This is a genomic window from Haloferax marinisediminis (assembly GCF_009674585.1).
In the GTDB taxonomy this organism is placed as follows: Archaea; Halobacteriota; Halobacteria; order Halobacteriales; family Haloferacaceae; genus Haloferax; species Haloferax marinisediminis.
Map to the genome: position 1 here is coordinate 1,481,179 of NZ_WKJP01000001.1, position 24,309 is coordinate 1,505,487.

General features: G+C 62.2%; 28 protein-coding genes and 1 pseudogene. 21 read left to right on the forward strand and 8 right to left on the reverse strand.

All coding sequences use genetic code 11. The features are described from left to right. The first annotated feature begins 23 nt into the window (after positions 1 to 23). Both GJR98_RS07720 and GJR98_RS07725 read left to right on the forward strand, forming a co-directional pair. Entirely contained in the window at positions 24 to 815 is a 792-nt protein-coding gene (locus tag GJR98_RS07720) for an alpha/beta fold hydrolase (RefSeq protein WP_151137060.1), read from the forward strand. Positions 816 to 1,037: 222 nt separating this feature from the next. Next, entirely contained in the window at positions 1,038 to 1,187 is a 150-nt protein-coding gene (locus tag GJR98_RS07725) for a hypothetical protein (protein WP_154269716.1), read from the forward strand. A 26-nt stretch (positions 1,188 to 1,213) separates the two neighbouring features. Here GJR98_RS07725 and GJR98_RS07730 read toward each other — a convergent pair whose 3' ends face one another. Then, positions 1,214 to 1,753: a DUF5817 domain-containing protein gene (locus GJR98_RS07730; protein WP_151137062.1), complete on the reverse strand. Its 540-nt coding sequence runs from the start codon at positions 1,751 to 1,753 to the stop codon at positions 1,214 to 1,216. A gap of 86 nt (positions 1,754 to 1,839) precedes the next feature. Between GJR98_RS07730 and GJR98_RS07735 the strand changes: the two genes are divergently transcribed. The 3 genes from GJR98_RS07735 to GJR98_RS07745 all read left to right on the forward strand — a co-directional run bounded on the left by GJR98_RS07735 (position 1,840) and on the right by GJR98_RS07745 (position 3,545). Further along, positions 1,840 to 2,184 (forward strand): cupin domain-containing protein, encoded by a 345-nt coding sequence (locus GJR98_RS07735; protein WP_151137064.1) that lies wholly within the window; start codon positions 1,840 to 1,842, stop codon positions 2,182 to 2,184. Between the two features lie 213 nt (positions 2,185 to 2,397). Beyond that, entirely contained in the window at positions 2,398 to 2,940 is a 543-nt protein-coding gene (locus GJR98_RS07740) for a hypothetical protein (protein ID WP_151139402.1), read from the forward strand. Positions 2,941 to 3,110: 170 nt separating this feature from the next. Continuing rightward, positions 3,111 to 3,545: a hypothetical protein gene (locus tag GJR98_RS07745; RefSeq protein WP_151137066.1), complete on the forward strand. Its 435-nt coding sequence runs from the start codon at positions 3,111 to 3,113 to the stop codon at positions 3,543 to 3,545. Positions 3,546 to 3,613: 68 nt separating this feature from the next. On the opposite strand, the gene icd is transcribed toward GJR98_RS07745, so the two are convergent. After that, positions 3,614 to 4,867, reverse strand: coding sequence for an isocitrate dehydrogenase (NADP(+)) (gene icd / locus GJR98_RS07750; protein ID WP_151137068.1), 1,254 nt, complete (start codon positions 4,865 to 4,867; stop codon positions 3,614 to 3,616). Between the two features lie 148 nt (positions 4,868 to 5,015). On the opposite strand from icd, the gene GJR98_RS07755 reads away from it, so the two are divergent. The 5 genes and pseudogenes from GJR98_RS07755 (at position 5,016) to GJR98_RS17465 (ending at position 8,444) form a co-directional block, all read left to right on the forward strand. Then, a complete protein-coding gene (locus tag GJR98_RS07755) occupies positions 5,016 to 5,927 on the forward strand; it encodes an isoaspartyl peptidase/L-asparaginase (protein ID WP_151137070.1) in 912 nt (303 codons plus the stop codon). 63 nt (positions 5,928 to 5,990) lie between these two features. Beyond that, positions 5,991 to 6,926: pseudogene (locus tag GJR98_RS07760) on the forward strand (oxidoreductase). A 106-nt stretch (positions 6,927 to 7,032) separates the two neighbouring features. Continuing rightward, positions 7,033 to 7,473, forward strand: coding sequence for a DUF7522 family protein (locus GJR98_RS07765; RefSeq protein WP_151137072.1), 441 nt, complete (start codon positions 7,033 to 7,035; stop codon positions 7,471 to 7,473). A gap of 95 nt (positions 7,474 to 7,568) precedes the next feature. Beyond that, positions 7,569 to 8,201: a DsbA family oxidoreductase gene (locus GJR98_RS07770; protein WP_151137074.1), complete on the forward strand. Its 633-nt coding sequence runs from the start codon at positions 7,569 to 7,571 to the stop codon at positions 8,199 to 8,201. A gap of 87 nt (positions 8,202 to 8,288) precedes the next feature. Beyond that, complete coding sequence (locus tag GJR98_RS17465) at positions 8,289 to 8,444, forward strand: hypothetical protein (RefSeq protein WP_191965435.1); 156 nt, start codon at positions 8,289 to 8,291, stop codon at positions 8,442 to 8,444. A 29-nt stretch (positions 8,445 to 8,473) separates the two neighbouring features. Here GJR98_RS17465 and GJR98_RS07775 read toward each other — a convergent pair whose 3' ends face one another. Further along, on the reverse strand, positions 8,474 to 9,112 hold the full coding sequence (locus GJR98_RS07775; RefSeq protein ID WP_151137076.1) for a dienelactone hydrolase family protein: 639 nt from the start codon (positions 9,110 to 9,112) through the stop codon (positions 8,474 to 8,476). A 167-nt stretch (positions 9,113 to 9,279) separates the two neighbouring features. On the opposite strand from GJR98_RS07775, the gene GJR98_RS07780 reads away from it, so the two are divergent. The 3 genes from GJR98_RS07780 to GJR98_RS07790 are packed head-to-tail and all read left to right on the forward strand — an operon-like array spanning position 9,280 to position 11,616. Continuing rightward, on the forward strand, positions 9,280 to 10,284 hold the full coding sequence (locus tag GJR98_RS07780; RefSeq protein WP_151139403.1) for a thiamine pyrophosphate-dependent dehydrogenase E1 component subunit alpha: 1,005 nt from the start codon (positions 9,280 to 9,282) through the stop codon (positions 10,282 to 10,284). Then, positions 10,284 to 11,324, forward strand: a complete 1,041-nt coding sequence (locus GJR98_RS07785) for an alpha-ketoacid dehydrogenase subunit beta (RefSeq protein ID WP_151137078.1) — start codon at positions 10,284 to 10,286, stop codon at positions 11,322 to 11,324. Before GJR98_RS07780 ends, GJR98_RS07785 begins: the two co-directional genes overlap by 1 nt. Positions 11,325 to 11,355: 31 nt before the next feature. Then, positions 11,356 to 11,616, forward strand: coding sequence for a lipoyl domain-containing protein (locus GJR98_RS07790; RefSeq protein WP_151137080.1), 261 nt, complete (start codon positions 11,356 to 11,358; stop codon positions 11,614 to 11,616). 67 nt (positions 11,617 to 11,683) lie between these two features. On the opposite strand, the gene ppk1 is transcribed toward GJR98_RS07790, so the two are convergent. Together ppk1 and GJR98_RS07800 are read right to left on the reverse strand one after the other, a co-directional pair. Next, positions 11,684 to 13,954: a polyphosphate kinase 1 gene (ppk1, locus tag GJR98_RS07795; protein WP_151137082.1), complete on the reverse strand. Its 2,271-nt coding sequence runs from the start codon at positions 13,952 to 13,954 to the stop codon at positions 11,684 to 11,686. Positions 13,955 to 14,008: 54 nt separating this feature from the next. Next, a complete protein-coding gene (locus GJR98_RS07800) occupies positions 14,009 to 14,710 on the reverse strand; it encodes a metallophosphoesterase family protein (protein ID WP_151137084.1) in 702 nt (233 codons plus the stop codon). Between the two features lie 172 nt (positions 14,711 to 14,882). Between GJR98_RS07800 and map the strand changes: the two genes are divergently transcribed. The 3 genes from map to GJR98_RS07815 all read left to right on the forward strand — a co-directional run bounded on the left by map (position 14,883) and on the right by GJR98_RS07815 (position 17,399). Then, positions 14,883 to 15,773, forward strand: coding sequence for a type II methionyl aminopeptidase (gene map / locus GJR98_RS07805; protein WP_151137086.1), 891 nt, complete (start codon positions 14,883 to 14,885; stop codon positions 15,771 to 15,773). Positions 15,774 to 15,830: 57 nt separating this feature from the next. Next, positions 15,831 to 16,382: an HIT family protein gene (locus GJR98_RS07810; RefSeq protein ID WP_151137087.1), complete on the forward strand. Its 552-nt coding sequence runs from the start codon at positions 15,831 to 15,833 to the stop codon at positions 16,380 to 16,382. An 81-nt stretch (positions 16,383 to 16,463) separates the two neighbouring features. After that, positions 16,464 to 17,399: a cation diffusion facilitator family transporter gene (locus GJR98_RS07815; protein WP_151137088.1), complete on the forward strand. Its 936-nt coding sequence runs from the start codon at positions 16,464 to 16,466 to the stop codon at positions 17,397 to 17,399. Between the two features lie 24 nt (positions 17,400 to 17,423). Here GJR98_RS07815 and GJR98_RS07820 read toward each other — a convergent pair whose 3' ends face one another. Next, entirely contained in the window at positions 17,424 to 18,014 is a 591-nt protein-coding gene (locus GJR98_RS07820; RefSeq protein WP_151137089.1) for a S26 family signal peptidase, read from the reverse strand. A 113-nt stretch (positions 18,015 to 18,127) separates the two neighbouring features. Between GJR98_RS07820 and GJR98_RS17955 the strand changes: the two genes are divergently transcribed. Further along, positions 18,128 to 18,397, forward strand: coding sequence for a DUF7571 family protein (locus GJR98_RS17955; protein WP_151137090.1), 270 nt, complete (start codon positions 18,128 to 18,130; stop codon positions 18,395 to 18,397). Between the two features lie 126 nt (positions 18,398 to 18,523). Beyond that, on the forward strand, positions 18,524 to 19,273 hold the full coding sequence (locus GJR98_RS07830) for a class I SAM-dependent methyltransferase (RefSeq protein WP_151137091.1): 750 nt from the start codon (positions 18,524 to 18,526) through the stop codon (positions 19,271 to 19,273). A gap of 18 nt (positions 19,274 to 19,291) precedes the next feature. On the opposite strand, the gene GJR98_RS07835 is transcribed toward GJR98_RS07830, so the two are convergent. Then, complete coding sequence (locus tag GJR98_RS07835; protein WP_151137092.1) at positions 19,292 to 20,572, reverse strand: tRNA (N(6)-L-threonylcarbamoyladenosine(37)-C(2))-methylthiotransferase; 1,281 nt, start codon at positions 20,570 to 20,572, stop codon at positions 19,292 to 19,294. Between the two features lie 235 nt (positions 20,573 to 20,807). Between GJR98_RS07835 and GJR98_RS07840 the strand changes: the two genes are divergently transcribed. Both GJR98_RS07840 and GJR98_RS07845 read left to right on the forward strand, forming a co-directional pair. Beyond that, a complete protein-coding gene (locus tag GJR98_RS07840; protein WP_151137093.1) occupies positions 20,808 to 21,209 on the forward strand; it encodes a DUF5518 domain-containing protein in 402 nt (133 codons plus the stop codon). A 122-nt stretch (positions 21,210 to 21,331) separates the two neighbouring features. Next, positions 21,332 to 22,600, forward strand: coding sequence for an outer membrane protein assembly factor BamB family protein (locus GJR98_RS07845; protein WP_151137094.1), 1,269 nt, complete (start codon positions 21,332 to 21,334; stop codon positions 22,598 to 22,600). A gap of 12 nt (positions 22,601 to 22,612) precedes the next feature. Here GJR98_RS07845 and deoC read toward each other — a convergent pair whose 3' ends face one another. Continuing rightward, positions 22,613 to 23,251 carry a deoxyribose-phosphate aldolase gene (gene deoC / locus GJR98_RS07850; RefSeq protein WP_151137095.1) on the reverse strand — a complete coding sequence of 213 codons (639 nt, stop codon included), beginning with the start codon at positions 23,249 to 23,251 and terminating at the stop codon, positions 22,613 to 22,615. A gap of 66 nt (positions 23,252 to 23,317) precedes the next feature. On the opposite strand from deoC, the gene GJR98_RS07855 reads away from it, so the two are divergent. After that, a complete protein-coding gene (locus GJR98_RS07855) occupies positions 23,318 to 24,130 on the forward strand; it encodes a DUF63 family protein (RefSeq protein WP_151137096.1) in 813 nt (270 codons plus the stop codon). The last annotated feature ends 179 nt before the right edge of the window (positions 24,131 to 24,309 follow it).

The window sequence follows — 24,309 nt, forward strand, 5'->3', positions numbered from 1 at the left end:
ACCTAGTTCTAGTCTTGAAGAGTATGGAGACCATCTCTTCAGTGGACGGCACACAGATTGCCTACGAACGAACCGGAAGCGGCCCGCCACTGGTCCTCGTACACGGGACGTCCGCCGACCACACGCGTTGGGAAATCGTCCGGTCTCCCCTCGAAGAACACGCCACAGTCTACGCAATCGACCGCCGAGGGCGCGGTGAAAGCGGCGATAGCCCCGACTACGCGCTGGAACGAGAGTTCGAGGACGTCGCCGCAGTCGTCGACTCGATTGGTGAACCGGTGATTCTCCTCGGCCACTCGTACGGGGCGCTCTGCTCGCTGGAGGCGGCCCTCCGCACCGACAACCTCAGTAAACTCATCCTGTACGAACCCCCATTTCCCGTCGGCGATAGCTTCCCCGACACTGCAGACGTCGTCTCCGAGATGAAGGCGTTGTACGAAGACGACGCAGCTGAAGATGCGCTCGTGTTGTTCTTCACCGAGGTTGCGAGAGTTCCACCGATGGAACTCGACGCACTCCGTGCGGCACCGAACTGGCCCAACCGTGTGGCCGCGGTCAACACCGTCATTCGAGAAGTCCTCGCACCCACTCAGTACGAGTTCGATGCGAGTCGGTTCGAAGACCTGACCGTCCCGACGTTGCTGTTGTCCGGGAGCGAGAGCGCACCGTTCCTCAAAGACGCGGTTGAGACGCTTCGAGTTGTGTTTCCAAACAACCGGGTCGTCGTCTTCGACGGACATGCCCACGCCGTGATGAACACTGCACCGGACCGCTTCGTCGACGAGGTGCTCGTGTTCATCCAAGAACCGAGCTAACGACTGCCGACTGAGAACCGGCGTTCACTTTCGCTGTGTGTTCTCAATCGAATCACGCGTTTCGGAACTTCACTCGAACGAAATCAGCTCGAACCACTGTGAACACACCACGTTCACTTTCACTCTACACCCGTGGCTCGATTTTAATCCAGTCTCACTGGTATATTCAGAGGCGTCCGTCAGGAGAGCACCTGCGGGCGTGTCCACACTCCCGTCCCGACCATGTACGCACCCACCTCCAGTACCGACCCCGAATCGAACGATAACCACGACGAGGTCCAGCGCCTCACACTCGCGTTGCGTCTGTTGAAGTTAGCACTCGGCGTCGTCGCGTCCGCGCTCACCATCGCGAAGTTGCTCGGATTCCTCTGAGCGTCGGTCTGGCGCTATACCTGCTCTCAGAGCAGGCGATACCGACCGCCGGACTCTGAGACTTCGCCGCGACGCCGGAGCTTCTCCAGCAGGTCGCGGGCGCGCTCTTCGGGAACACCACGCTCGCTGGCGACGGCCACGATTTCGTCTTCCGACGGTCTGTCACCGTCCCGAATCGACTCGCGGACGATAGTCAATCGGTCTTTCGACCCCGACGAGGCGGCCCGACCACGTTTCGCCTGTTCGCCGGCGTCGAACACCTCGTCGGCGTCGAGTCCCGACCCTTCGAGATACTCCCGGTCGTCGATACCCGACTCCTCGACCTGCCGGTCGAGTTCCGAAACGTGTTCCAACTGCGCGAACGCCTCGCTGTCGCCGTGTTTCTTCGCCAGGAGCGCCGCCCGTGCCTGTCTCGCGGCGTCGCGGTCTTCCGACTCGAAGAATCGGCGAAGTTTCTTGGTCTGGTGTCGCTTCCCGCATCGCGGACACGTCGCCGTCTTCGACTCCCGCGGGTTCGAGAGCAACCACATGTTCGCACAGTCCGTACAGCCCACGACCGCGTACATGGTCGTGAGTTGCTCGCCATCCGATTTGAACGTTCGGGGGTCGTCGAGCCCACCGGTTTTATCTCGGCAGCGAGTGCCCTGTCACCATGGACCGAATCTCCATCGACGACGTAGAACCGACCGAGGCAGTCGACGACGTGTATCTCGCAGTCCTCGCCGGCGGCGACAAGATGAACGTCCAGCACTTCCGCATCGAACCCGGCGCGTCGGTGCCGGTTCACAACCACCCCCACGAACAGGTCGGATACATCGTCTCCGGCGAGTTGACGTTCGTCGTGGGCGACGATGGCGAAGAAATCGTCGTTGGCCCCGGTGACTCCTACTCGCTCGCAGGCGACGAACTCCACGGCGCAGACAACCGTGGTGACGAACCGGTCGTCGGCATCGACGTGTTCTCACCGCCTCGTGACAGCGCCCCGTGGATGGACTGACCGCGAAGACGAACAGATTCGAGGTCGGGAATGGCATCACGCCGGACGTGTGCGCAGCTCTATCCTGACTGTGAGGGAGAAGACATTTATCAATAGGTTGTAATTATTTTGCCGACGGAACTCCCTAACTATGCCCTCCCACCGCGTATCTCTCCCATGGATAGCGTCCAGCCCGCCGAACGCCCTCGTGGCAACTCCACGTCGCAGACGGCGATGAGCCGTACGTCACTCTCGCGTGAGCCGTGGCTCTGGGTGTTCGTCGGCGTGTGGGCGGTCTTCGTGAGTGTGCTGCACTTCGGTGGACTGGCCTACGGTATCTACACGAAGATTTGGTGGTGGGACCTACTGACCCACTCGCTGTCGGGATTCGGGGTCGCCGGTGTGTTGTTCCTCGTCTTCCCGCAGACGTTCAACGGGAGTCGGGCGCCGGTCGTCGTTGCCGGCGTCATCCTCGCAATCGGCGCCGGGTTCGAAGTGTACGAGTACCTGTTCAAGGACTTCTGGTACGGATGGTCGGCAGCGTACTACTTCGAAGACACCGTCACCGACCTCGTGGTCGACGTCCTCGGTGCGCTCGCGTTCGTCGTCCTCGTCGACGGCGTCGTTCGGTTCACGACCGACCCGTCGCGGTTGACCGAGTCACAACCGTCGGGTAACCCCGCAAACCTCCGGTCTGACGGTGGTGATGCGTCGACGTCTCCCGACGCCGCAACTCCGTCGGACGACGACACACTGTCCACACAGTCACAGCGTTGAGTTTCCGTCCCTCGTGACGGTCGGGTTAATTTAATCAATAACCTGCTTCTCGGTGGGAATAACGTACATATTTTAGATTCCCTTTCACCCGGTATGGACTCGCATCGAACTGGCCTGCAGCAGCAGGCATCACACACGGCACCCGGCGCACAGCGCCCCCCAGCTCTCGGATGCTGAAACAGACGTGGGACCAGATGGTCGTACCGCGGTGGGAAGAACGCCCACGAGAGATGGCAGTCGTCGCCACGTGGGGCGGTGCGGTCACCATCACTCACTTCGTGAGCATGGCGTTGTTCCTCTACACGAAGATTTGGTGGTGGGATATCTTCGTCCACGCAGCCTCTGGGTTCGGTGTCGCGGCGTTGCTGTACGTGTTCAAGCCGCGACTGTTTCGCTCGCCGGTCGCACTGCTCGTCGTCCTCCCGGTTGCCGTCGCCGCGATTGGAACGTGGTTCGAAGTGTACGAACGACTCTTCACGGATTTCTGGGTCGAGTGGACTACCGCGTACTATCTCGAAGACACGGGAGTCGACATCGTCGCCGACACGGCCGGTGCTGTCGTCTTCGGTCTGGTCCGCCCCCTGTTCGACCGCCTTCGACGGTGAGCGACCGCTCAGGAGCGAGTCGAAAGAGAAGATAATCGAGGCCAGATGGCCTCAGTGTGGTGTCTGGCTTACGCCAGTTCCTGAATATTCTCGACGACCTTGTCGGCGTACTCGCTCGTGGCGAGCTTGTTGCCGCCTTCGATCTGACGCTCGAGGTCGTACGTGACGTTGCCCTCGGAGATGGTCTTCTCGACGGCGTCGCGGATGAGCTGTCCGGCGTCCTTCCAGCCCATGTACTCGAACATGATGCGGCCGGAGAGAATCATCGCGGTCGGGTTGACCTTGTCCTGACCGGCGTATTTGGGTGCGGAGCCGTGGACGGGCTCTGCGAGACAGAGACCTTCACCGAAGTTGCCACCGGGGGCGATGCCGAGGCCACCGATCTGGGCGCCTGCGGCGTCGGACATGTAGTCGCCGTTGAGGTTCATCGTGGCGATGACGTCGTAGTCGGCGGTGCGGGTGAGGAGCTGCTGGAGCATGTTGTCGGCGATGCGGTCCTTGACGACAACCTTGTCCTCTGGCTTCTCGCCGTCGTACTCTTCCCAGAGTTCGTCCTCGGTGATGGTGACGTCGCCGAACTCCTCTGCTGCGAGTTCGTAGCCCCAGTCACGGAAGGCACCCTCGGTGAACTTCATGATGTTACCCTTGTGGACGAGGGTGACGGAGTCACGGTCGTTTTCGAGGGCGTACTCGATTGCTTCGCGGACGAGACGCTTCGTCCCGAACTCGGTGATCGGCTTGATGCCGATGCCGACTGGGCCGTCGTGGATGACGTTGTCGAAGCCCATCTCGTCTTCGACGAACTCCTTGACCTGCTGGACTTCGTCGGTACCGGCTTCCCACTCGATGCCGGCGTAGACGTCTTCGGTGTTCTCACGGAACGTGACCATGTCCATCGCCGAGGGGTTCTTGACGGGCGACGGGACACCGTCGAGGTGGTACGTCGGGCGGACGTTCGCGTAGAGGTCGAGCTTCTTACGGAGTGCGACGTTCAGCGAGCGGAAGCCTGCGCCGACGGGCGTCGTGAGCGGGCCCTTGATGGCGACGCGGTGGTCGCGGATGGCGCTGACGGTGTCCTCGGGGAGGTTCTCGTCGTACTTGTCACGGGCCGAGGCGCCGGCGTAGACGCGCATCCAGGATACAGAGCGTCCAGTTGCCTCTGCGGCGGCGTCGAGGACCTTCTGTGCGGCCGGGCCGACGTCCGTTCCGATACCGTCACCGTGGATGATTGGGATGATCGGGTTGTCGGGAACGGAGAGTTCGCCGTCCTCGAACGTAATTTTCTCGCCGTCTTCAGGTACCTCAATCTGGTCGTAGCTCATGAACAATGAGGGATTTTGAGTACGGTGTAAAAGTCCTGCCGTTCTCCCGCTCGTTCCGCAAATATCACGTCATCCACTGGCGTTCGGTTGCTGTTCGGTTCGATTGGTGTTCGATACGTTTACCCGCAATCTCCGAGTGCGCGTACGTATGCGGATTATCCTGCACGGTGGGGCCGGTGGCGTCCCCGACGAACCCGAACCACGACAGGCCGTTCTGGACGATGCTGCGACCAAAGGGGTCGCCGAGCCCGACCCGCTCTCGGCGGTCGAAACCGCAGTTCGCGTCCTCGAATCGGACTCACGGTTCAATGCAGGCGTCGGCGGTGCAGTTCAGTCCGACGGCGTCGTCCGAACTGACGCCGGTGTGATGCTGAGCGACCGACGCGCAGGCGCTGCCGCCGGAATGGAGGGCGTCGAGCACGCAGTCTCGGTCGCCCGGAGCGTCCTCGAAGAGACACCACACGTCCTGTTGGCGGGCGACCCGGCGGTCGACTTCGCGGCCGACATCGGCGTCGAGACTGGCGTCGACCTGTTCACCGAGGAGACGCGCGAGCGCTGGGAGGCCGCCGAGGCACCCGAGGGGTCGCCACGAGAACATCTCGACTGGTTGGCCGACCGGTTCGGAGGGAGTACGAGCGACCCGACGGCAGAGGCGGCTGATGGAGCCGTCACCGCCGCGAATCTCCCCGGCCACGATACGGTGGGCGCCGTGGCGACGGATGGTGAGACGTTCGCGTCCGCGACCTCGACTGGCGGCCGCTGGTTCGCGCTCGCCGGACGTGTCGGCGACGTGCCGCAGATTGGCTCTGGGTTCTATGCCTCCCCGGCCGGCGCTGCTTCCACGACGGGTGCCGGCGAAGACATCGCTCGCGTGACGCTCGCCCGGCGCGCAGTTCGGCACCTCGAACAGGGTCGTGACGCCCAGACCGCTGCAGACCTCGCTATCGAGGAGTTCGGCGAACTCACCGGGTCGTCAGCGGGTGTCATCCTCCTCGACGACGAGGGGTTCGGGTCGGCGTTCAACTCAGACGGCATGCAGACGAGCACGGCGTCTCGGTAACTCGTCTGTCGGGAACTACCACTCGCCAGCACGGTTTTTTCGCTTCGGTCCTACTATCGATACATGAGCGACTGGACTGCCGAAGACGTCCCCGACCTCTCGGGGAAGACCGCTGTCGTCACCGGCGCGAACAGCGGGATTGGCTTCGAGGCGACGAAGGTGTTCGCCGAGAAGGGCGCACACGTCGTCATGGCCTGCCGAAGTGTCGACCGAGGCGAGGCAGCGATGGCGGAGATTCGACGCGACGTCCCGGCGGCCTCACTGACCGTTGCAGCACTCGACCTCGCAGACCTCGACTCAGTCGACCGATTCGCCGACTAGTTCACAGCCGAACACGGGTCACTCAACGTCCTCTGCAACAACGCCGGAGTGATGGCGATTCCGCGACAGGAGACCGCACAGGGGTTCGAGATGCAGTTCGGCGTGAACCACCTCGGTCACTTCGCGCTCACCGCGCGACTGTTCGCACACCTCCGTGACACGCCCGGTGAATCACGCATCGTCACGGTGTCCAGTGGGCTCCACGAGCGCGGGCGGATGAACTTCGACGACCTCAACGGCGAACGTGGATACGACGAGTGGGACGCGTACGCCCAGAGCAAACTTGCGAACCTCTTGTTCGCGTTCGAGTTGGACCGCAGGCTGACCGCTTCAGGTATCGACGACGTGTCGAGCGTCGGCGCACATCCGGGGTACGCCGCGACGAACCTCCAGTTCCGAGGGCCGTCAGAGTCAGGGTCGACTGCCCGTCTCTGGATGAGTAAACTCGGGAACGCGATTTTCGCCCAATCAGCGGAGATGGGTGCCCTCCCCACCCTCTACGCCGCCACTGAACCAACCGTCGAAAGCGGAGCGTACGTCGGCCCACAGGGACTGTTCGGCATGCGCGGCCATCCGGGAGTCGTGGAACCGAGCGAACGGGCACGAGACCCCGAGACAGCAGCGCGACTCTGGGAGGTTTCAGAGACGTTGACTGATACCCGGTTCCGACTCGCTTGAGTGCGAACTGATTGCGTGTTGATTGCCGTCGGCTGATTTCTACTCACACGTCTGAAAGCCTGAACGTGGCGAGATAGCCAAGTACTGGCGAGTGCTATGAGTGTCTATGACACGTTCCTCCATTGACGTTTCACAGGCCTTCACAGACGCCATCGTCTCCACCTGCCGCACGACGCTCGGCGACTCTCTCCGGAGCGTCGTCTACTTCACGCGTGACGACTTCGAGACGCTCTACATCCGACAGGACCTCTACGGCGGCGACGAAGAGATGGCACGCGCGGCCAAGGAGAGACTCGTGGAAAACGAGCGTGCGGCGTTCGGTCCACACGAGACGTACAGCAAGACCAGAGACGACAGCAGTGACCTCACCAGAACCGAGTTCGGCGAGTACGAGTTTACGCTCCGTATCTTCTCTGAGGGCTTCGTCGGTCGCGCCGTCATCGGTGACCACGGCGTCATCGTCACCACAGACGAACTCGAACTCTCCGAATTCGAAGAGATGGAAGTCGCAATCTGCCAGATTCTCGAAGAAGAGTCCGCTGCGTGAACATGCCACCGGCCGGACAGAGACTCTACCGCTCTGTCGACTCGGGCGCACAGCCAAGCAATTCGTTTTTGTAACCGTGCTCAATACGAGTGTGTATGACCGACGCTGACGCGGAGAGCATCACTGTCTACTCGGATTACGTGTGTCCGTTCTGTTATCTCGGACGCGAATCACTGAAGCGCTACCAGGAGACGCGCGAGGACGAACTCGACATCGACTGGCATCCGTTCGACCTTCGAAGCCAGAAGCGCCGGCCCGACGGAACCATCGATTTCTCCGTCGACGACGGCAAGGACGAAGACTACTACGAACAGGCGAAACAGGGTGTCCGTCGCCTCCAAGACCGCTACAACGTCGAGATGAAACAAGAGATTGCGACGGACGTCGACTCGCTTCCCGCGCAGGTCGCGTCGTACTACGTGAAACAACACTACGACAACGAGACGTGGCTCGCGTTCGACGTGTCCATCTTCGAGGCGCTCTGGCAGGAGGGTTCCGACATCGGCGACGAAGCACTCCTCGTCGAACTCGCCGAAGACGCCGGTATCGACGGCGACGAGATTCGGTCTGCACTGGACGACGACACGTTCTTCGAAGAAGTTCGTGAGCAGTTCGCCGAAGCACAGCGCCACGGCGTCACCGGCGTTCCGACGTTCGCCTACGAGGGTTACGCCGCGCGCGGTGCTGTCCCACCGGAACAACTGGAACGACTCGTCGAAGGCGTCTAAGCGGGTTCAGGGCCCAGTTTTGGGGACTATTCATCTCGAACCGTTCCCCCAGCCTAGGTTAATCTTGTTAGCTGTCGTAGGTTTACCATGACCAAGCGACATCACCGCTGTAACCTCTGTGGACGCGACTTCGACGCTGGCGACAAACTGAAAGAACACGTCGAGCGACGCCACCCCAAAGAAGACGTTCGCTGGTGGGTCGTCGCCGAGAACCCCGAGAAGGACCTCAAGTTCTCCCGGTGAGACGGGGTCCGTCTCGTAGCGCGGGTCGGTCAGAGATGCGTCTCGAACCACTCGGCCGCCACGTCGGCGACGGCCTCCAGTTGACCTGCCCCCTCGAACAGGTGACCAGCGCTCGGAACGACCTCCAACGACTTTTCACAGTCGAGTTTTTCGTACGCCTCACGGTTGAGACTGAGGACGGGTTCGTCTGCACCACCGACGACGAACAGCGTCGGCGCAGTCACCTCCGAGAGACGTTCGTCTGCGAGGTCGACGCGGCCGCCACGTGAGACGACGGCACCGGTCTCGTCACCGAGTTCGGCCGCTGCGAGCAGTGCTGCTGCAGCACCCGTACTCGACCCAAAGTAGCCAATCTTCAGGTCGCGCGTCTCGTCTCGACTCCGAAGCCACTCGGTCGCGGCGAGCAGTCGCTCGACCAACAGCGGGATGTCGAACCGTGTTTCGTACGTCTCGTCTTCTTTCTCGGTCAGGAGGTCGAACAAGAGCGTCCCGACGCCGTGTTGTCGGATGACGTCCGCGACGTAGTTGTTTCGGGGACTCTTCCGGCTGCTCCCGCTTCCGTGCGCGAAGACGACGAGGCCCGAAGCATCCGCAGGAATCCCGAGGTCTCCTTCGAGTTCGACGCCGCCAGCGGGTATCGTGACTGGCGTTGGTGTCGTGTCAGCCATACGGAGAGAGTCGTCGAGCGATTACTTATTTTTGTACGCTAGCGGCCCCACAACTGTCAATTTCAGTGGTTCGGTGAAACAGACGGTCCTATTCTTCACAATTAATGTTAATACAATATATCGTGTAGTCTCACGAGCATATGGTGAGTGTTACCGAACTACGGACGATGTACGAGCAGATGGTGACTGCTCGGTACTACGAAGAGCGATTACAAGAGGAGTATCTCGTCGGCAAGCAACCGGCGTTCGACATCTCGGCGGGGCCGATTCCGGGTGAACTGCACCTCGCTGCAGGGCACGAGTCTTCGGGCGCCGGCGTCTGCATCCACCTTCGAGACGACGACACAGTGACGGCACCGCACCGACCGCACCACATCGCGATTGCGAAAGGTGTGGACCTGAAGAAGATGACAGCCGAGATATTCGGCCGTGAGACGGGACTGTGCCGCGGGAAGGGCGGACACATGCACCTGTTCGACCCGGACGTAAACTTCGCGTGTTCAGGCATCATCGCACAGGGGTGTCCGCCGGCAGTCGGTGCCGCGATGGCCGCGAAGAAACGAAACACGGACTCGGTGGCCGTCGCGTTCCTCGGCGAAGGGGCAATCGACCAAGGCGGGTTCCTCGAATCACTCAACCTCGCGGCGGTTCAGGACCTTCCGGTCGTCTTCGTCATCGAGGACAACGACTGGGCGATTAGTATGCCGAAAGACCGCGTGACCGACGTCGAAGACGGTTCTCGACGCGCGCAGGGATTCGACATGCCCGGAGAACGAGTCGACTCTGACGACGCGGTCGCCGTCTACGAGGCAGCGGAAAAAGCCATCATGCGCGCCCGCGATGGCAACGGACCATCGCTCATCGAAGTGCAGGTCCACCGCCGCATGGGACACTTCATGGGTGACGCCGAAGCGTACAGGCCAGAAGCGGACATCGAACGCGCCAAACAGCGCGACTCTATCGAACGACTGGCCGACGACCTCAGAGCACACGGCGTGAGCGACGACGACCTCGACGAGATCCGAGAACGCGCACACGAACGGGTCGACGAAGCAATCGCGTGGGCGAAAGAGCAACCGGAACCAGACCCGTCGGAGGCGTACGAGAACGTCTTCACGAACCCGCCAGCGCAGACAGCGACTGACGGTGGGAGTGAGGGAGGTGAGCAATAATGGCGACTGAATCACGAGATATCACGGAAGCAACCGAGACGGACCGCGAACTGACCATGAGTCGCGCGATGGTCGAAGCTATCGCGTGGGAGATGCGTGAGAACGAAGAAGTGTTCTACATGGGCGAGGACGTCGCCGACTACGGCGGCATCTTCTCCAGTACGACCGGCCTGTTAGACGAGTTCGGCCGAGACCGCGTGATGGACGTGCCAATCAGCGAGACGGCGTTCCTCGGTGCCGCCGTTGGGGCGGCACAGGCCGGCATGCGGCCGATTGCCGAACTGATGTTCGTCGACTTCTTCGGCGTCGCCATGGACCAGATCTACAACAACATGGCGAAGAACACCTACATGAGCGGCGGGTCGTTCTCCGTCCCGATGGTGCTGACCACCGCCGTCGGTGGCACCTACAACGACGCCGGGCAGCACTCCCAGACGCTCTATGGGACCTTCGCCCACCTCCCCGGGATGAAAGTCGTCGTCCCGAGTACGGCCTACGACGCCAAGGGACTGATGCACAGCGCCATCCGCGACGACGACCCTGTGGTGTACATGTTCCACAAGCGCCTGATGGGTCTCGGCTGGATGCCGTCGCCCACGGGCCCGAAGACGCCCGTTCCGGAAGAAGACTACACGATTCCGTTCGGTGAAGCCGACATCAAGCGCCACGGGAACGACGTGACCGTCGTCACCCTCGGCCTGCACGTCCACCGGTCGTTGGAGGCGGCGAGTCAACTCGAAGACGACGGCATCGACGCCGAAGTCATCGACCTGCGGACGCTCGTCCCACTCGACACCGAGACTGTCCTCGACTCGGTCCGCAAGACCGGGAAACTCCTCGTCGTCGACGAGGACTACCAGTCGTTCGGTGTGACGGGCGAAATCATCGCCCGCGCCGCAGAAGGCGCGCTCGACGACCTCTCGGCGGTCAAGCGCCTCGCCATCCCGGACGTGCCGATTCCGTACGCTCGCTCGCTGGAAGACGAAGTCAACCCCAGCACCGACAAAATCGCGGCGGCCATCCGCGAACTCCACGAATGAGCGGGTCGCCCGACGCAAACGGAGGAGGCACATGACCGAGGACGTCGACGTCGATTCGGCATCCATCTGGCCCGACGACGCGGACGACGTCAACGAGGGCTACCTCGCCAACTGGTTCGTCCGCGAAGGCTCTGCCGTCGACGAAGGCGAAGCCATCGGCGAAATGCAAGTCGAGAAGGTGAGTATCGACGTGTCGGCACCGACGAGTGGCACGGTGACCGAACTCGTCGTCGCGGAAGGCGGTGAGTTCAGTCGCGGTGACGTCCTCGCTCGGATTCGACCGAGCGCCTGAGGACGGCTATTTTTCGGGGAGCTAGGAGAGACGACAGCACCACTGGAAACCACCCCTACCTGCCCCGTTACGACTCGTGCTGACCGTTTCTCGCTCGGTGCGTCTCGGCCAGCGCACGGTTCATCAACTCGGTGTGTGCTTCCACCTCGGGTTCGTCGTCTGCTGGGCGGAGTTGCTGATATCGTCCCTCGGAGTCCATCACCCAGCGTCGGCGATTGTCCGAGAGGAGCGCGTCGAGAACGGCGTCGAGTTCGACCCGCAGCGACGGGTCTACGACGGGGGCAATCGCTTCGACGCGACGGTCGAGGTTTCGCGTCATCCAGTCCGCCGACCCGACGTAGTACTCGGGGTTGCCGGCGTTCTCGAAGTAGAAGATACGCGAGTGTTCGAGGAACCGGCCGACGACGCTCGACACCGAGATGGTCTCGGAGATTCCCTCGATACCGGGGCGAAGGCGGCAGATGCCACGGACCACGAGGTCGATTTTGACGCCAGCCATCGACGCTCCGTAGAGTTCACGGACCATCTCCGGGTCTTCGAGCGCGTTCATCTTGGCGACGATGTGGGCGTCGCGCCCGGCGCGAGCGTGGTCGGCCTCGCGACGGACGAGTCGGGTCATCTCCTCGCGGAGGTTGGTCGGTGCGACGAGCAGTTTGCGGTACGTCTCGTGCCGCGAGTGGCCGGTGAAGAAGTTGAACAGGCGCACGAGGTCGTGACCGATGTCTGGGTCGGCAGTGAACAGGCCGAGGTCGGTGTACAGTTTGGCCGTCTGGGAGTGGTAGTTCCCGGTCGAGACGTGTGAGTACAGTTGAACCCCGTCGCCTTCTTCGCGGACGACGAGCGCCGTCTTCGTGTGCGTCTTCAGGCCGATGGTCCCGTAGGCGACGTGGATACCCTCTTCTTCGAGGCGACGGACCCATCGGATGTTGTTCTCCTCGTCGAACCGGGCTTTGAGTTCGACCATCACCGCGACCTGTGTCCCGTTCTTCGCCGCCTCGATGAGCGTCTCGATGACCTCTGAGTCGGGTGCGGTTCGGTAGATAGTCGCCTTGATAGCGAGCACCTTCGGGTCGTTCGCCGCCGCGCCGAGGAACGTCCCGACGGTGCCCGTAAACGAGTGATACGGATGATGCACGAGGACGTCTTTCCGCGCGATTTCCGCGAAGAGCGCGTCAGGGTCGTCCGCCGAGAGGCCGGCAAACCGTGGGTGGGGTTGTGGGTGCCACGGGTCGACTTCGAGTTCGGGCCGGTCGAGGTCGAACAGCGTCGTCAGTTCTGTGAAGTCCAGTGGAATCTCGCGCTCGAACACCTCTCTCTCGTCGAGGTCGAGCTGTTCGACGAGGAGGTCACGAACCGCAGTCGGCGTGTCGTGTTCGACTTCCAGTCTGACGACCGTGGCGAACCGACGCTGCCGGAGCACGTCTTCGATCATCTCGATGAGGCCCTCTGCGACCTCCTCGTTCCGCCGGACTTCGGCGTTTCGCGTCACCCTGAACATCGACGTGTCGAGGATGTCGACGTTCGGAAACAGCAAGTCGAGGTTGTGTTCGATGACGCGAGCGAGCGGAACGAACCGTTTCGTGGTGCTGGTCTCGTCGGCGTCGCCGCTCGGGCCGGTGTCGCCGTCGACGTGGGCGTCCACTCGGACAAGTCGTGGGCGGTTGCCGGGGACTTTCACACGGGAGAACTTCGTCGGTGCATCGTCGTGTTCTCTCGTGAGGACAGCGAGCGACAGCGAGAGGTTCGAGATGAACGGAAACGGGTGTGCAGGGTCGAACGTGAGCGGTGTGAGCGTCGGGAGAACCGCGGCCTCGAAGTAGTCTCGGAGCGCGGCTTGTTCGTCCGACGAGAGCGAGTCGTACGTGACGATGTCGATACCGGCGTCTGCGAGAGCGGGGCGAACGAGGTCACGGAAGCAGTCGGTCTGTTGGTCGAGAAGAGTCCGAGCGCGCTCTAAGACGAGTGCCCACTGTTCGCGTGGTGTGCGACCGTCGGGAGAGAGCTCCGTCACGTCCGCGGCGATTTGCTGTTTCAACCCGCCGACGCGTTTCATGAAGAACTCGTCGAGGTTCGAGGTGAGAATCGAGAGGAACTTGACGCGCTCGAAAAGCGGGTTGCGCTCGTCGAACGCCTCGTTGAGCACGCGCTCGTGGAACGACAGTTCGCTCAGTTCGCGGTTGAGATACAGCGTCGTCTCTGAGAGGTCCACCGTGTCTGGAGCCTCCGGTACGTCGACGACGCGACCGACGCGGACGGGCTCGGTCGTTGGACGCTGAACAGTCGTCTGGCCGCCGTCGAACTCGGTTGGCTCACCGCTCTGCGCCTCATCTTCGGACATGTACTGAGAGAAGATGGTACGGCAGTGAACTTTACTTCGCCGCCTGTTCGGGAGTCAGACGAGTGCGGGTTGCCGCGGTTCGAGAATCTTCGAGTCTTTGCGTGACTCGTGGGTCACGTCCACGTCGACCGAGACGAGTTCGTCCGCGTGAAGGTCGTAGGCGGTGAGTGCGCCCCCGTAGACTGCACCGGTGTCGAGACCCATCGCGTACCGGAACACCGCTGGGTGTGCCATGACGGTGTGCCCGAAGAAGACGCGGTCTGGACCCTCGTAGTGTTCGAACCAGAACGGCCCGTCGTAGCTGTCGCCCGGATTCATCGCACGGGTGTTTTCGAGGGCGTCGACGTCGTGTTCTTCGAGTGGGACGTCGGGGTGGACGCCGCCGTGGACGACGAGTGCGCCGTCCCACGAGATGGCGACCGGGAGGTCTTCTATCCACTCGAGGTCGTCGTCGGTGAGTGCGTCGATTTCCTTCTTCCCACGGATGAGTTTCTCTTCGTTGTTCCCGCGGACGGTGAGGAAGTTGTCGCGTTCGCGGACGTAGTCGACCACACCTTTGCTGTCCGGTCCTTTCCGAACGAGGTCGCCGACGAAGACGACGAGGTCGTCGTCGGAGGGGTCGAGGCGGTCGACGAGCCGTTCGAGCGCAGGGAGACACCCGTGGACGTCACCGACGACGTACACGTCGTCCCAGTCGTCGATATCTACACGAAGGTGCTGTTCGGCGACGTCGGGGTGGAAGGTTGGGACACTCATAGTGGGCGCTGTCTTCTCCTATCCAGCACCGGAGATTTAGAAAGGGTTACTAGTTGCTGAATGTTGAGCTATATAGTCACGCCAATGTGACACATGGCCTCCGACGAGAGAGCGCCGATGCGGTGCCACTCGTCCCGCAATCGCTTTCCGGCGGGACCCCGAATCCGGGAGCATGAGCATCGGACCCCTCGACGACGAGACGGTCGAGAAGTATCGAGAAGCAGGGGAGGTCCTCCGAACGGTGATGGACGAGTCGGCCGAGATGGTCGAACCGGGCGTCACCCACCTCGAAGTGGCCGAATACGCAGAAGAACGGATTCGTGAACTGGCCGATGGCTGTGCGTTCCCAGTCAACATCAGCGTCAACGAAGAAGCGTCGCACGCGAGTCCGGGCCGCGGCGACGACACCGTCTTCGGCGAGGACATGGTCTGTCTGGACATCGGCGTCCACGTCGACGGCTACATCGCCGACTCGGCGGTGACAGTGGACCTCTCGGGCAACGACGAACTCGTCGAATCCGCCGAAGAGGCGCTCGACGCCGCGCTCGACATGGTCGAAGCGGGCGCACACACCGGCGAAATCGGTGCTGAAATCGAAGACGTCATTCGGGGCTACGGCTACACGCCGGTTCTCAACCTCTCGGGCCACGGCGTCGAGCAGTGGGACGCGCACACCGACCCGACGATTCCGAACCGCGGGTCTGACCGCGGCGTCGAACTCGAAGTTGGCGACGTCGTCGCTATCGAACCGTTCGCAACCGACGGGTCCGGGAAAGTTACCGAAGGCTCGAAGAACGAGATTTACAGTCTCGTCCACGACCGCTCGGTCCGCGACCGAATGTCGCGCAAACTGCTCGACGAAGTCCGCGAGACGTACAAACTGCTCCCCTTCGCGGCCCGCTGGTTCGAAGGTGGCCGATCCGAGATGGCGATTCGCCGCCTCGAACAGCAGGGCGTCCTCCGTGGCTACCCCGTCCTGAAAGAAGAAGAGGGCGCGATGGTCGGACAGGCGGAAGACACTATCATCGTCACCGAAGACGGCTACGAGAACCTGACTCGATAGGGCTCTCGCCCACCAGCGACCGAAACGGCTTGCATCCCCCCGTTCGTTCACCCCGTCATGGACCAACTGTTCGCCCCGTGGCGCATCGAGTGGGTGACCCGAGACGGTGACCAGGATGCAGACGACGACTCCTGTCCCTTCTGTGCGCTTCCCGAACGCGACGACGACGCCGAGAGCAACATCGTCGCTCGCTCTGAACACTCGTTCGTCCTCCTCAACAACTACCCGTACGCACCGGGTCACGTGATGGTCATTCCGTACCGCCACACCGGCGACTTCGCGGACCTCACCGACGAGGAACTCCTCGACCACGCCCGGTTGAAGTCGCTCACACTCGACGCCCTCGACGCCGCGTTCGGCCCCGATGGCTTCAACGCCGGCGAGAACCTCGGCGGGTCGGCTGCGGGCGGGTCGATCGACGACCACCTCCACACCCACGTCGTCCCTCGGTGGAGCGGCGATACGAACTTCATGCCAGTCATCTCGGATACCAAAGTCCTCGTGCAAGCGCTGGACGACTCCTACGAGCATCTTCACGAGGCGTTCTCGGACCTCGATGGGTCCAGCACCGACGGCGACGACTCGGCGGTTATCTTCGATTTAGACTGACTCAAAAACTCTCTTAATCGTCGTCTAAACGGCTGCTATCACCCGAAGCGCATTTCAACCCCACACCCGAAAGCCAGTGTAATGGAGCGGAAACGGGCCATCCGTCGGGTCGGTGTCGTCGTCCTCGTGGCCAACGCCATACTCGTCCTCGGGAAGGGGGCGGTGTGGTGGACGACTGGAAGTCTGGCGGTTGGGTCCGAAGCGGTGAACAGTCTCGCAGACGTCATCTACAGCACCATCATTCTGGCGGGCCTCTATCTGACGACGAAACCGCCGGACTTCGAACACCCGCACGGACACGAGCGAATCGAACCGTTCGTCTCGCTGTTCGTCGCCGTCGGTATCTTCGCGGCGGGTGGCGCGATTCTCTGGCAGAGTACGAGCAGTATTCTCAACCAGAGCTACGGCGGTGCCGCAGGGATGCTCGGTGTCGTCGTCCTCGTCGGCGCCGGCGTGTTCAAATTCGCGCTCTATCGCTACTGCCTGGACGTCGGTAAAACGCGGAACTCCCCCGCGCTCGTCGCCGCCGCACTCGACAACCGCAACGACATCCTCACGGCGGCGGCCGCACTCGTCGGTGTCCTCGGCGCACAGTTCGGCTATCCGATTTTGGACCCGCTGGCCGCGATGGTCGTCTCCATCGGCATCGTCTACACCGGGTACGAAATCGTCCGCGACAACGTGAACTACCTCGTCGGTGCTGCCCCACCCGAGTACCTCCGCGCACTCATCGTGCAGACGGCGCTGTCCCACCCGGACGTGAAAGGTGCCCACGACGTGGTGGCCCACTACGTCGGCCCGGAAATCGACGTGAGTCTCCACATCGAAGTCGAAGGCGACATGACGCTCGCGGAGGCCCACGACATCGAGACGTGGGTCGTCCAAGCCATCCGCAACATCGACGAAGTCGACGACGTGTTCGTCCACATCGACCCCAGGGAACTCGGCGAGTGGAAAGAAGACCCGGACGCAGAGCGGTTTACACCGTTCACGCCCGACGGCGGCGATGGAAAGTAGCGTCGGACACCACTGATTCTCCCGTTAGAGTGCGTCTTGCAGTTCGAGCCTGACGGTTCCCAGATACGGGACGTGGAACTGCGCTTTGGCCTTAATCCACTCGGGACGGACGGGTGGCGCGATGCTGGACGCCTGGTCGTAGTAGCCGTTATTGTCGCCTTGGGTGATGTACCCTGCATGCGGTGCGGGACAGTTCCGCAACTCTGCACAGGAGTTCGCACCGCGGACGTACGCGCTGTTCGCTTCGTCGTACCAGTTCTCACCGGCGTCGACGTAGAACACCGCTCGGTGGATTATCGGTGACCCGTCTCTCGTCGGCGGTGCGTACACGATAACGTCACCTTCGGCACCGACTCTCTGGTATCCATCACTCGCACTCGCCGTGACGATGCCGTGGTCGTCAGCACTGGGGCCAGCGTACCTGTCCTCGTCTGTGACGACGACGAGGTCACCGCGTTCGAGATGTGGCTCCATACTGCCACTCTCGACGGCGACCATGGGTGGCCAGACGCCGGTGACCGCAAAGAGAACGAGACCGACGAGAGTGACGGCGAGAACGAGTTGGAGCGCATCTCGGGCGACGAGTCGCGAGAGTGGCGGGGCGTCAGCTGACACACGCGATGCTGTGTTCCGAGTGACAACAAGGTATCGGTGGGGGAATAGTACGTCCGTCAGCTTCCTGGGGACAAGTATATGTGTCACGGTCACATGTGGCAAGGTGCATCGCTATGAAACCGTGTCACCGTTGTCAGGCGGTCGTCGACGAGTACATCCTGGATAAACAACTCGAACCCTTGCGCGACCTCACAGTTGACGAATTCAACATCTGTGCGGACTGTGCGACAATCGTTGCTGATGCGTGTGTGGAGTGTGGCGGCGGCGTGTACGTCCCTCGTACCGAATCAACCACTCCTGACTACTGTCCCGCATGTCGGTCCGACCTCATACGCCGTACCGGCCACGACCCCGGTTGGCACTGTGATGCTGTGTCTCCCTGACCGACACCGCAGACCACGCCCTCTTTTGGTTCCGACAGTCAGTCTGCGTTTTCAACAGTACAGATGATTTCAACAACCGTCGCATACCGAGCGAAGGTTTAAGGACGAATCGGACGCAGACCGTCCATGGAATCGGATGGCGTCATCGACTTCTACGACACGTGGGCCCCGTTCTACGACGCAGAGGAGACACCGACGACGGACGTGTCGTACTACGTCGCCCGCGCCAGTGAGGTGGATGGTCGCGTCCTCGAAGTTGGGTGTGGCACCGGACGAATCTACCTCGAACTGCTCCGTGAGAACATCGACGCCGCCGGAATCGACCTCTCGGAATCGATGCTCGACCGCCTCCGAGAGAAAGCGACCGCCGAGGGACTGGAACCCGAGGTATGGCAGGCAGACATGCGGGAGTTCACCGTCGATGCGCCGTTCGACCTCGTCATCGTCCCCTTTCGGGCGTTCCTCCACAACCTGACTATCGACGACCAACTGGCCGCACTCCGGTCGCTCCTCGATGCGACGGCCGACGACGGCGAGTTGGTGCTGAACTTCTACGCGCCTGACTGCGAGTTCGTCGTCGAGAACTACGGCGTCGAAGAAACGGAAGCAGTCGAGGTTACGGGCGAACCGCACCGAGTGCTCCACCGTGCCGACTTCGAAGACGAAATCGACGCCATCGTCCGGGGCGAAAAGGTCCTCTTGGACGAACACGACGAGGTGGTCGCCTCTGAGACCTACCGATTGAAGTCGGTCTCGAAACGCGAGTTCGAACTCCTGTTGCGACTCGTCGGCGTGTCGTCGTGGACGCTGACGAACTTCGACGGCGACCCACCAGCGTCGGCAAAAGACGAACTCGTGTGGTCGATTCGACCGTAAAAGTGGGTCCGCAGTCTCTCAGGCCGCTTTCGGCTCGACTCGTGTTTCGACCGGTTCGCCGAAGGCGTAGACAGTCTGGTGAGCGGTGACCGTCACGCGAGCGAAGTCACCAGGTTCGAGGCCGTGTTCGGAGGCGTTCTGGACGATGATTTGCCGATAGGCCTCGTCGCGGCACTTCACGGAGTCGCCAGTTCCCTCTTCGACGACGAGCACGTCGTGTTCGGTGCCGACCATCTCTTCGTACGCGGCGGCGACGATGTCCATCTTGGCTTCGGACATCTCCTTCGACCGCTCTTTCTTGATGGTCCCACCGAGGCCCTTCAGGTCGGCAGCGTCGGTGCCGGGGCGCTTCGAGAAGCGCGTGACGTTGATCTTCTCGGGGCGAATCTCGCGGAGCAGGTCCATCGACTTCGCGTGGTCCTCGTCGGTTTCGGTTGGGTAGCCGACGATGAAGTCCGTCGAGAGCGTCCAATAGCCGAGCGTCTCGTCGAACGTCTCGACGATGTCACGGAACTTGTCGACGCGGTGCTGGCGGCGCATGTGTTCGAGGACTTCGTCGGACCCCGACTGCACGGGCGCGTGGATGAAGTTGTAGAGTTTGTCGTGCTTTGCGAACACGTCCGCGAGTTCCTGCCGGATGCCGTGGACGCCGCCGGGGTTGGCCATGCCGACACGAACGCGGAAGTCGCCCTCGATTTCCGAGCAGATGCGGTCGAGGAGTTCCGGAAGCTTCCGGTCGCCTTTGTCCCAGCCGTAGACGCCGGTGTCCTGGCCGGTGATGCGGAGTTCCTTCGCACCGGCGTGGACGAGTGCGCGGGCTTTCTCGACGTTCTCTTCGACCGATGGGGAGTCGACGCGACCGGTCGCGAACTTCGTGATGCAGTACGAACAGTTCGACATGCACCCGCGGGCGATGGGGAGGATGCCGACGACGCCGTCTAAGACGGGTTCGACACCCGGGCCGGGCGTCGGACATTCGCCGTTGGTGACGGCAGTCGGCACGTCGTCCCAGTGGAGAATCTGGGCGTCGATGCCCTCCTCGCGGAAGTCGTTCCCCTGTGCGAGCGCCATACAGCCGGTGATGATGAGGTCGGCCGTTTCCTGTTCGAGTTCTTTGGCCCGACGGAGCATGTTCCGCTCCGTCTTCTCCACGACCGTACAGGTGTTCATGATGGCAACGTCGGCTTCCTCGGGACCATCGACGCGGTAGTGACCCGCGTCGCGGAGCGCACTCTCGATGGCACGGCTCTCGCCGCGATTCGAGGTACAGCCGTACGTCTCGATGTGGTATCGGGCCATTCGGTTACTCCAAGTATCGGGTGCGCGGCCAAAAGCGACGCGGTATCCGACGAGACGACGACGGACTCGAAGGCTGTGAAAGACGGTGACCACGTACGATGGAGTCACATCCACTCTCCCTCGAATCACGTTCCGTATTCTGGATCTTCAGCCGCTGTAGATGCTCTGGTCGCCGGAATCATCCGTAAAACCGCGAATATAATTCATGCCCTCATCCGTTGTATATAGATTTGCTATGGAACTTAGTCTACGCGCGATTGCATACGGTTTCGCCGCAACACTCGTCATCGGGTTACTCAGTGGCTTCACAGTGCCGTTTACGAGCTTCACTCTCCCGACGATTGGGTACATCCTGACCGGGATTATCGGTGGGTTCGTCGCTGGATACATGGTCACGACGGGAACGACAGACGGCGCGATTAACGGCCTCGTCGCAACGACTGTCGGTGCCATATTCGTCGCCATCGGACTCGTCCTGTTCAACATCCTGTTCACAGGCGTGTTCTTCGGCCTGACCACGTTCGCGGCCGCCATCGTCATCATCGCGATCGCCGGCATCCCGGGCGCCCTCGGTGGCGCAGTCGGCAGCATGATGCACGACCGCTCCGCAGAACGTGCCGGCAGACCCGCTGCCTGAGTTCGCACAGCGGACGTGCGAAACAGCCGGCCCAGATTCCTTCTTATTCGACTGTCCCTTCGAGCGAGAGCAGCCCATTTTCACAACAAGGTACTTGTCACCCTGTTGTGAACTCGTGACCAATGAATTCGCGCGATACGCCCTCCAGTCGACGCGAAGTCGGCGGACGGCGGTCACCTTCGTCGGGACACCGACTACAACGGCGTGACGTGCTTCGACTCGCCGGCGCAGGCACGCTCGCCGCGCTCACCGGATGCCTCGGTGGCAACGACGCCGGGTCGACCGGCGACGGCCGTGCCGACTGGCCACATCCGAACTTCTCGCCACGGGGAACCAGCTACAATCCCCGAGCGGTTGGACCGTCATCGAAACCGAGCGAAGCGTGGGGCGTGGAGGTCGGCGGGTTGGGACTGGCTCGGCCGACCGTCTACGAAGATACGGTCTACTACGCGACGGCTGAGCAACTCCGGGCCTTCGCCGTCGAGGACGGGACGGAGCGCTGGTCGGTCGACGTAGAGTCACGAAGTGGGTTCAGGTCGCCGGTGACCGTCGACTCCGACCACGTCTACATCGGCCAGACGGGAACCAGAACGGGAGTCCTCGCGTTCACCCACGACGGCGAAGAGGTGTGGCACGCGCCGACCGAGTCGAGCGTCTGGGCATCGGTACTCCGTCCGAATCCTGATGACGACCACGTCTACGCGGCCGATACAGACAGCAACGTCTTCCGTATCCGAGCGAGCGACGGTACTGTCGAGTGGCAAACAACCGTGTTCGGTCCTGTGGTCAGGCTGGTTGCTCGATGGGACGAACTGGTCGTCGGGACCGAGGCTGGCGAAGTCGTCGCACTCCTCGATTCGGGGGCAGAACCGACGGGCATGTGGCGGACGAAACTTCCCGGGTCGATACAGGCACTCTCCATCATCTCTGGCGGTGACGTCATCGCAGGCGCGTTCGGGGCAGGAGTCGCCCACCTTCGAGGTGCCGGCCGTGCCGGTCGAATCGGGTGGCATCAAACCGAGTCCTCGCCGCACCGCTCCGTGGTCGTCGGGCCGGACCGCGTGTTTTCCACCGACGGGAGCGGCATCCACGCCTACGACGAAAACGACGGGTCATCCTCGTGGAACGCCGACGGCGACTACTTCGCGCCGCCTGCTGGTGCTGGGGACACGATTTTCGTCTCAGAGACGAGCGACGGGGGCGGTGTCATCGCCTACGACCGCTCGGGTGGAATCGGCGTCGGAGGCGCGAGACTCGGTAACCATCGCTGGGAGTACTCGTTAGAGGGCGGTGCTGCGACAGGACCGACGCCTGCACACGACACGCTGTTCGTCGTCGAAGATGGCGGCGAAAACGACTCTGCGAGATTGGTCGCGTTGCGGGAAGAGTAGCAGAACAGACCGTTATTCGTCTGGCGCGCCCGAGACGATTTCGACACCTGAAGACGCACCGATACGCTCGGCACCTGCTTCGAACATCGCCAGCGCGTCCTCGTAGGACCCCACGCCGCCGGACGCCTTCACGGGTAGATACTCCGCCATGAGTTCGACGTCTTCGACCGTCGCGCCACCGTCTGCGAATCCGGTCGAGGTCTTGACGAAGGCGGCGTCTGCTTCGACTGCCGCCTCACAGGCACGGTGCTTTTCCTCGTCCGTGAGGAGCGCCGTCTCGATGATGACCTTCACCGGGATGGGGACGGCTGCGACGACTTCCGAGATATCCTCGGCGACGAGTTCGTCTTCGCCGGCTTTGAGCCGACCGACGTTGATGACCATGTCGAGTTCGTCGGCGCCAGCCTTCCAGGCGTCGACCGCTTCTTCGCGCTTCGCGGCCGTCGTGTTCTGGCCGTGGGGAAAGCCGATGACCGTGGCGAGGACGACGTCTGGAGCGTACTCACTGGCTTCGGCGACGTAACACGGCGGGATGCAGGCGTTCATCCCCCATTCGGCGGCGTCGTCGAGGATGGCTTCGACGTCTTTCATCGTCGTCTCGGGTCCGAGGACCGTGTGGTCGATACGGGGCGCGAGGTCGTCTCGGTTCATACCGGGTGGAGGCGACGGGGACCTAAAGAACGTAAGGCTTTCACGCCGCCCGGTTGGGCCTCTTGCATGGCCATCCTCCCCGAAGGATTCGCGCTTCCCCCACTGCCGTATCTCGTCGTCCTCGTCGCTGGCCTCGTCGGCGTCGGTGTCGGCCTCGTTAGAACGCGCCCGTCTGTCTCGGAGGGGCACATCCTCGCACTCGTTCCGTGGATGGTGTCGGGGTCGGCGCTTCACGTCCTCTACGTCGTCGGACTGCTCCCGTCCGCTATCGAACCGTTCGGCGGGACGCCCGCAGTCTACCTCACTGTCGCAGTGCTCGCCGGAGCAACGTGGCTTGCACTGGCGCTCGCCGAGTCTGCGTCTCCTCGAAACCTCGCACTCCCGGGTATCGTCCTCGCGGGACTGCTCGTCGTACTCGCCCTCGGTAGCGGACTGGCCGCCGGGACGCTCAGCCCACTCTGGCCCGGAATCGCCCTCGCCGTTGCGTTACTCATCACGCCCGTGACGTGGGGTGTCCTGACCCGAATCGACCCCAACGCAGCGGTCGCAGGCACCCTCGGCGTCGTCGCCATCTTCGGACACGCGCTCGACGGTGTCTCGACTGCCGTCGGCATCGACGTTCTCGGCTTCGGCGAGCGAACACCACTCTCGCGTCTCATTCTCGAAGCGGCCGGTGCACTTCCAACGGCGGACATCATCGGGACCGGGTGGCTCTTCGTCCTCGTGAAACTCGCCGTTGTGAGTGTCGTCGTGGCGCTCCTCGCCGATTACGTCCGCGAGGAACCCGTCGAAGGGTCGCTTCTCTTGGGGCTCGTCGCTGCCGTTGGACTCGGACCCGGCGTCCACAACCTGCTGTTGTTCGCAATCTCGGGAGCCTAACTTCACGTAACGCTCGTTGCACGCGTTTCGAAAAACGAGCGTAGTCGACAGGAAAGCAGTGAGCGACGATAGCCTCACGATTCAAAACACATAGCCAGTTAATTTCTGAACTTTCTGACATCACCTGCATCAAATTTAAATATGTCCTGTTTTAACTATCTTCTCTCCAAGTTTAACAT

Excerpts from the sequence above, each read along its gene's own strand:
- GJR98_RS07720 (WP_151137060.1), top strand. The coding sequence starts at position 24 with ATGGAGACCATCTCTTCAGTGGACGGCACACAGATTGCCTACGAACGA.
- GJR98_RS07725 (WP_154269716.1), top strand. The coding sequence starts at position 1,038 with ATGTACGCACCCACCTCCAGTACCGACCCCGAATCGAACGATAACCAC.
- GJR98_RS07730 (WP_151137062.1), bottom strand. The coding sequence starts at position 1,753 with ATGTACGCGGTCGTGGGCTGTACGGACTGTGCGAACATGTGGTTGCTC.
- GJR98_RS07735 (WP_151137064.1), top strand. The coding sequence starts at position 1,840 with ATGGACCGAATCTCCATCGACGACGTAGAACCGACCGAGGCAGTCGAC.
- GJR98_RS07740 (WP_151139402.1), top strand. The coding sequence starts at position 2,398 with ATGAGCCGTACGTCACTCTCGCGTGAGCCGTGGCTCTGGGTGTTCGTC.
- GJR98_RS07745 (WP_151137066.1), top strand. The coding sequence starts at position 3,111 with ATGCTGAAACAGACGTGGGACCAGATGGTCGTACCGCGGTGGGAAGAA.
- icd (WP_151137068.1), bottom strand. The coding sequence starts at position 4,867 with ATGAGCTACGACCAGATTGAGGTACCTGAAGACGGCGAGAAAATTACG.
- GJR98_RS07755 (WP_151137070.1), top strand. The coding sequence starts at position 5,016 with ATGCGGATTATCCTGCACGGTGGGGCCGGTGGCGTCCCCGACGAACCC.
- GJR98_RS07765 (WP_151137072.1), top strand. The coding sequence starts at position 7,033 with ATGACACGTTCCTCCATTGACGTTTCACAGGCCTTCACAGACGCCATC.
- GJR98_RS07770 (WP_151137074.1), top strand. The coding sequence starts at position 7,569 with ATGACCGACGCTGACGCGGAGAGCATCACTGTCTACTCGGATTACGTG.
- GJR98_RS17465 (WP_191965435.1), top strand. The coding sequence starts at position 8,289 with ATGACCAAGCGACATCACCGCTGTAACCTCTGTGGACGCGACTTCGAC.
- GJR98_RS07775 (WP_151137076.1), bottom strand. The coding sequence starts at position 9,112 with ATGGCTGACACGACACCAACGCCAGTCACGATACCCGCTGGCGGCGTC.
- GJR98_RS07780 (WP_151139403.1), top strand. The coding sequence starts at position 9,280 with ATGTACGAGCAGATGGTGACTGCTCGGTACTACGAAGAGCGATTACAA.
- GJR98_RS07785 (WP_151137078.1), top strand. The coding sequence starts at position 10,284 with ATGGCGACTGAATCACGAGATATCACGGAAGCAACCGAGACGGACCGC.
- GJR98_RS07790 (WP_151137080.1), top strand. The coding sequence starts at position 11,356 with ATGACCGAGGACGTCGACGTCGATTCGGCATCCATCTGGCCCGACGAC.
- ppk1 (WP_151137082.1), bottom strand. The coding sequence starts at position 13,954 with ATGTCCGAAGATGAGGCGCAGAGCGGTGAGCCAACCGAGTTCGACGGC.
- GJR98_RS07800 (WP_151137084.1), bottom strand. The coding sequence starts at position 14,710 with ATGAGTGTCCCAACCTTCCACCCCGACGTCGCCGAACAGCACCTTCGT.
- map (WP_151137086.1), top strand. The coding sequence starts at position 14,883 with ATGAGCATCGGACCCCTCGACGACGAGACGGTCGAGAAGTATCGAGAA.
- GJR98_RS07810 (WP_151137087.1), top strand. The coding sequence starts at position 15,831 with ATGGACCAACTGTTCGCCCCGTGGCGCATCGAGTGGGTGACCCGAGAC.
- GJR98_RS07815 (WP_151137088.1), top strand. The coding sequence starts at position 16,464 with ATGGAGCGGAAACGGGCCATCCGTCGGGTCGGTGTCGTCGTCCTCGTG.
- GJR98_RS17955 (WP_151137090.1), top strand. The coding sequence starts at position 18,128 with ATGAAACCGTGTCACCGTTGTCAGGCGGTCGTCGACGAGTACATCCTG.
- GJR98_RS07830 (WP_151137091.1), top strand. The coding sequence starts at position 18,524 with ATGGAATCGGATGGCGTCATCGACTTCTACGACACGTGGGCCCCGTTC.
- GJR98_RS07835 (WP_151137092.1), bottom strand. The coding sequence starts at position 20,572 with ATGGCCCGATACCACATCGAGACGTACGGCTGTACCTCGAATCGCGGC.
- GJR98_RS07840 (WP_151137093.1), top strand. The coding sequence starts at position 20,808 with ATGGAACTTAGTCTACGCGCGATTGCATACGGTTTCGCCGCAACACTC.
- GJR98_RS07845 (WP_151137094.1), top strand. The coding sequence starts at position 21,332 with ATGAATTCGCGCGATACGCCCTCCAGTCGACGCGAAGTCGGCGGACGG.
- deoC (WP_151137095.1), bottom strand. The coding sequence starts at position 23,251 with ATGAACCGAGACGACCTCGCGCCCCGTATCGACCACACGGTCCTCGGA.
- GJR98_RS07855 (WP_151137096.1), top strand. The coding sequence starts at position 23,318 with ATGGCCATCCTCCCCGAAGGATTCGCGCTTCCCCCACTGCCGTATCTC.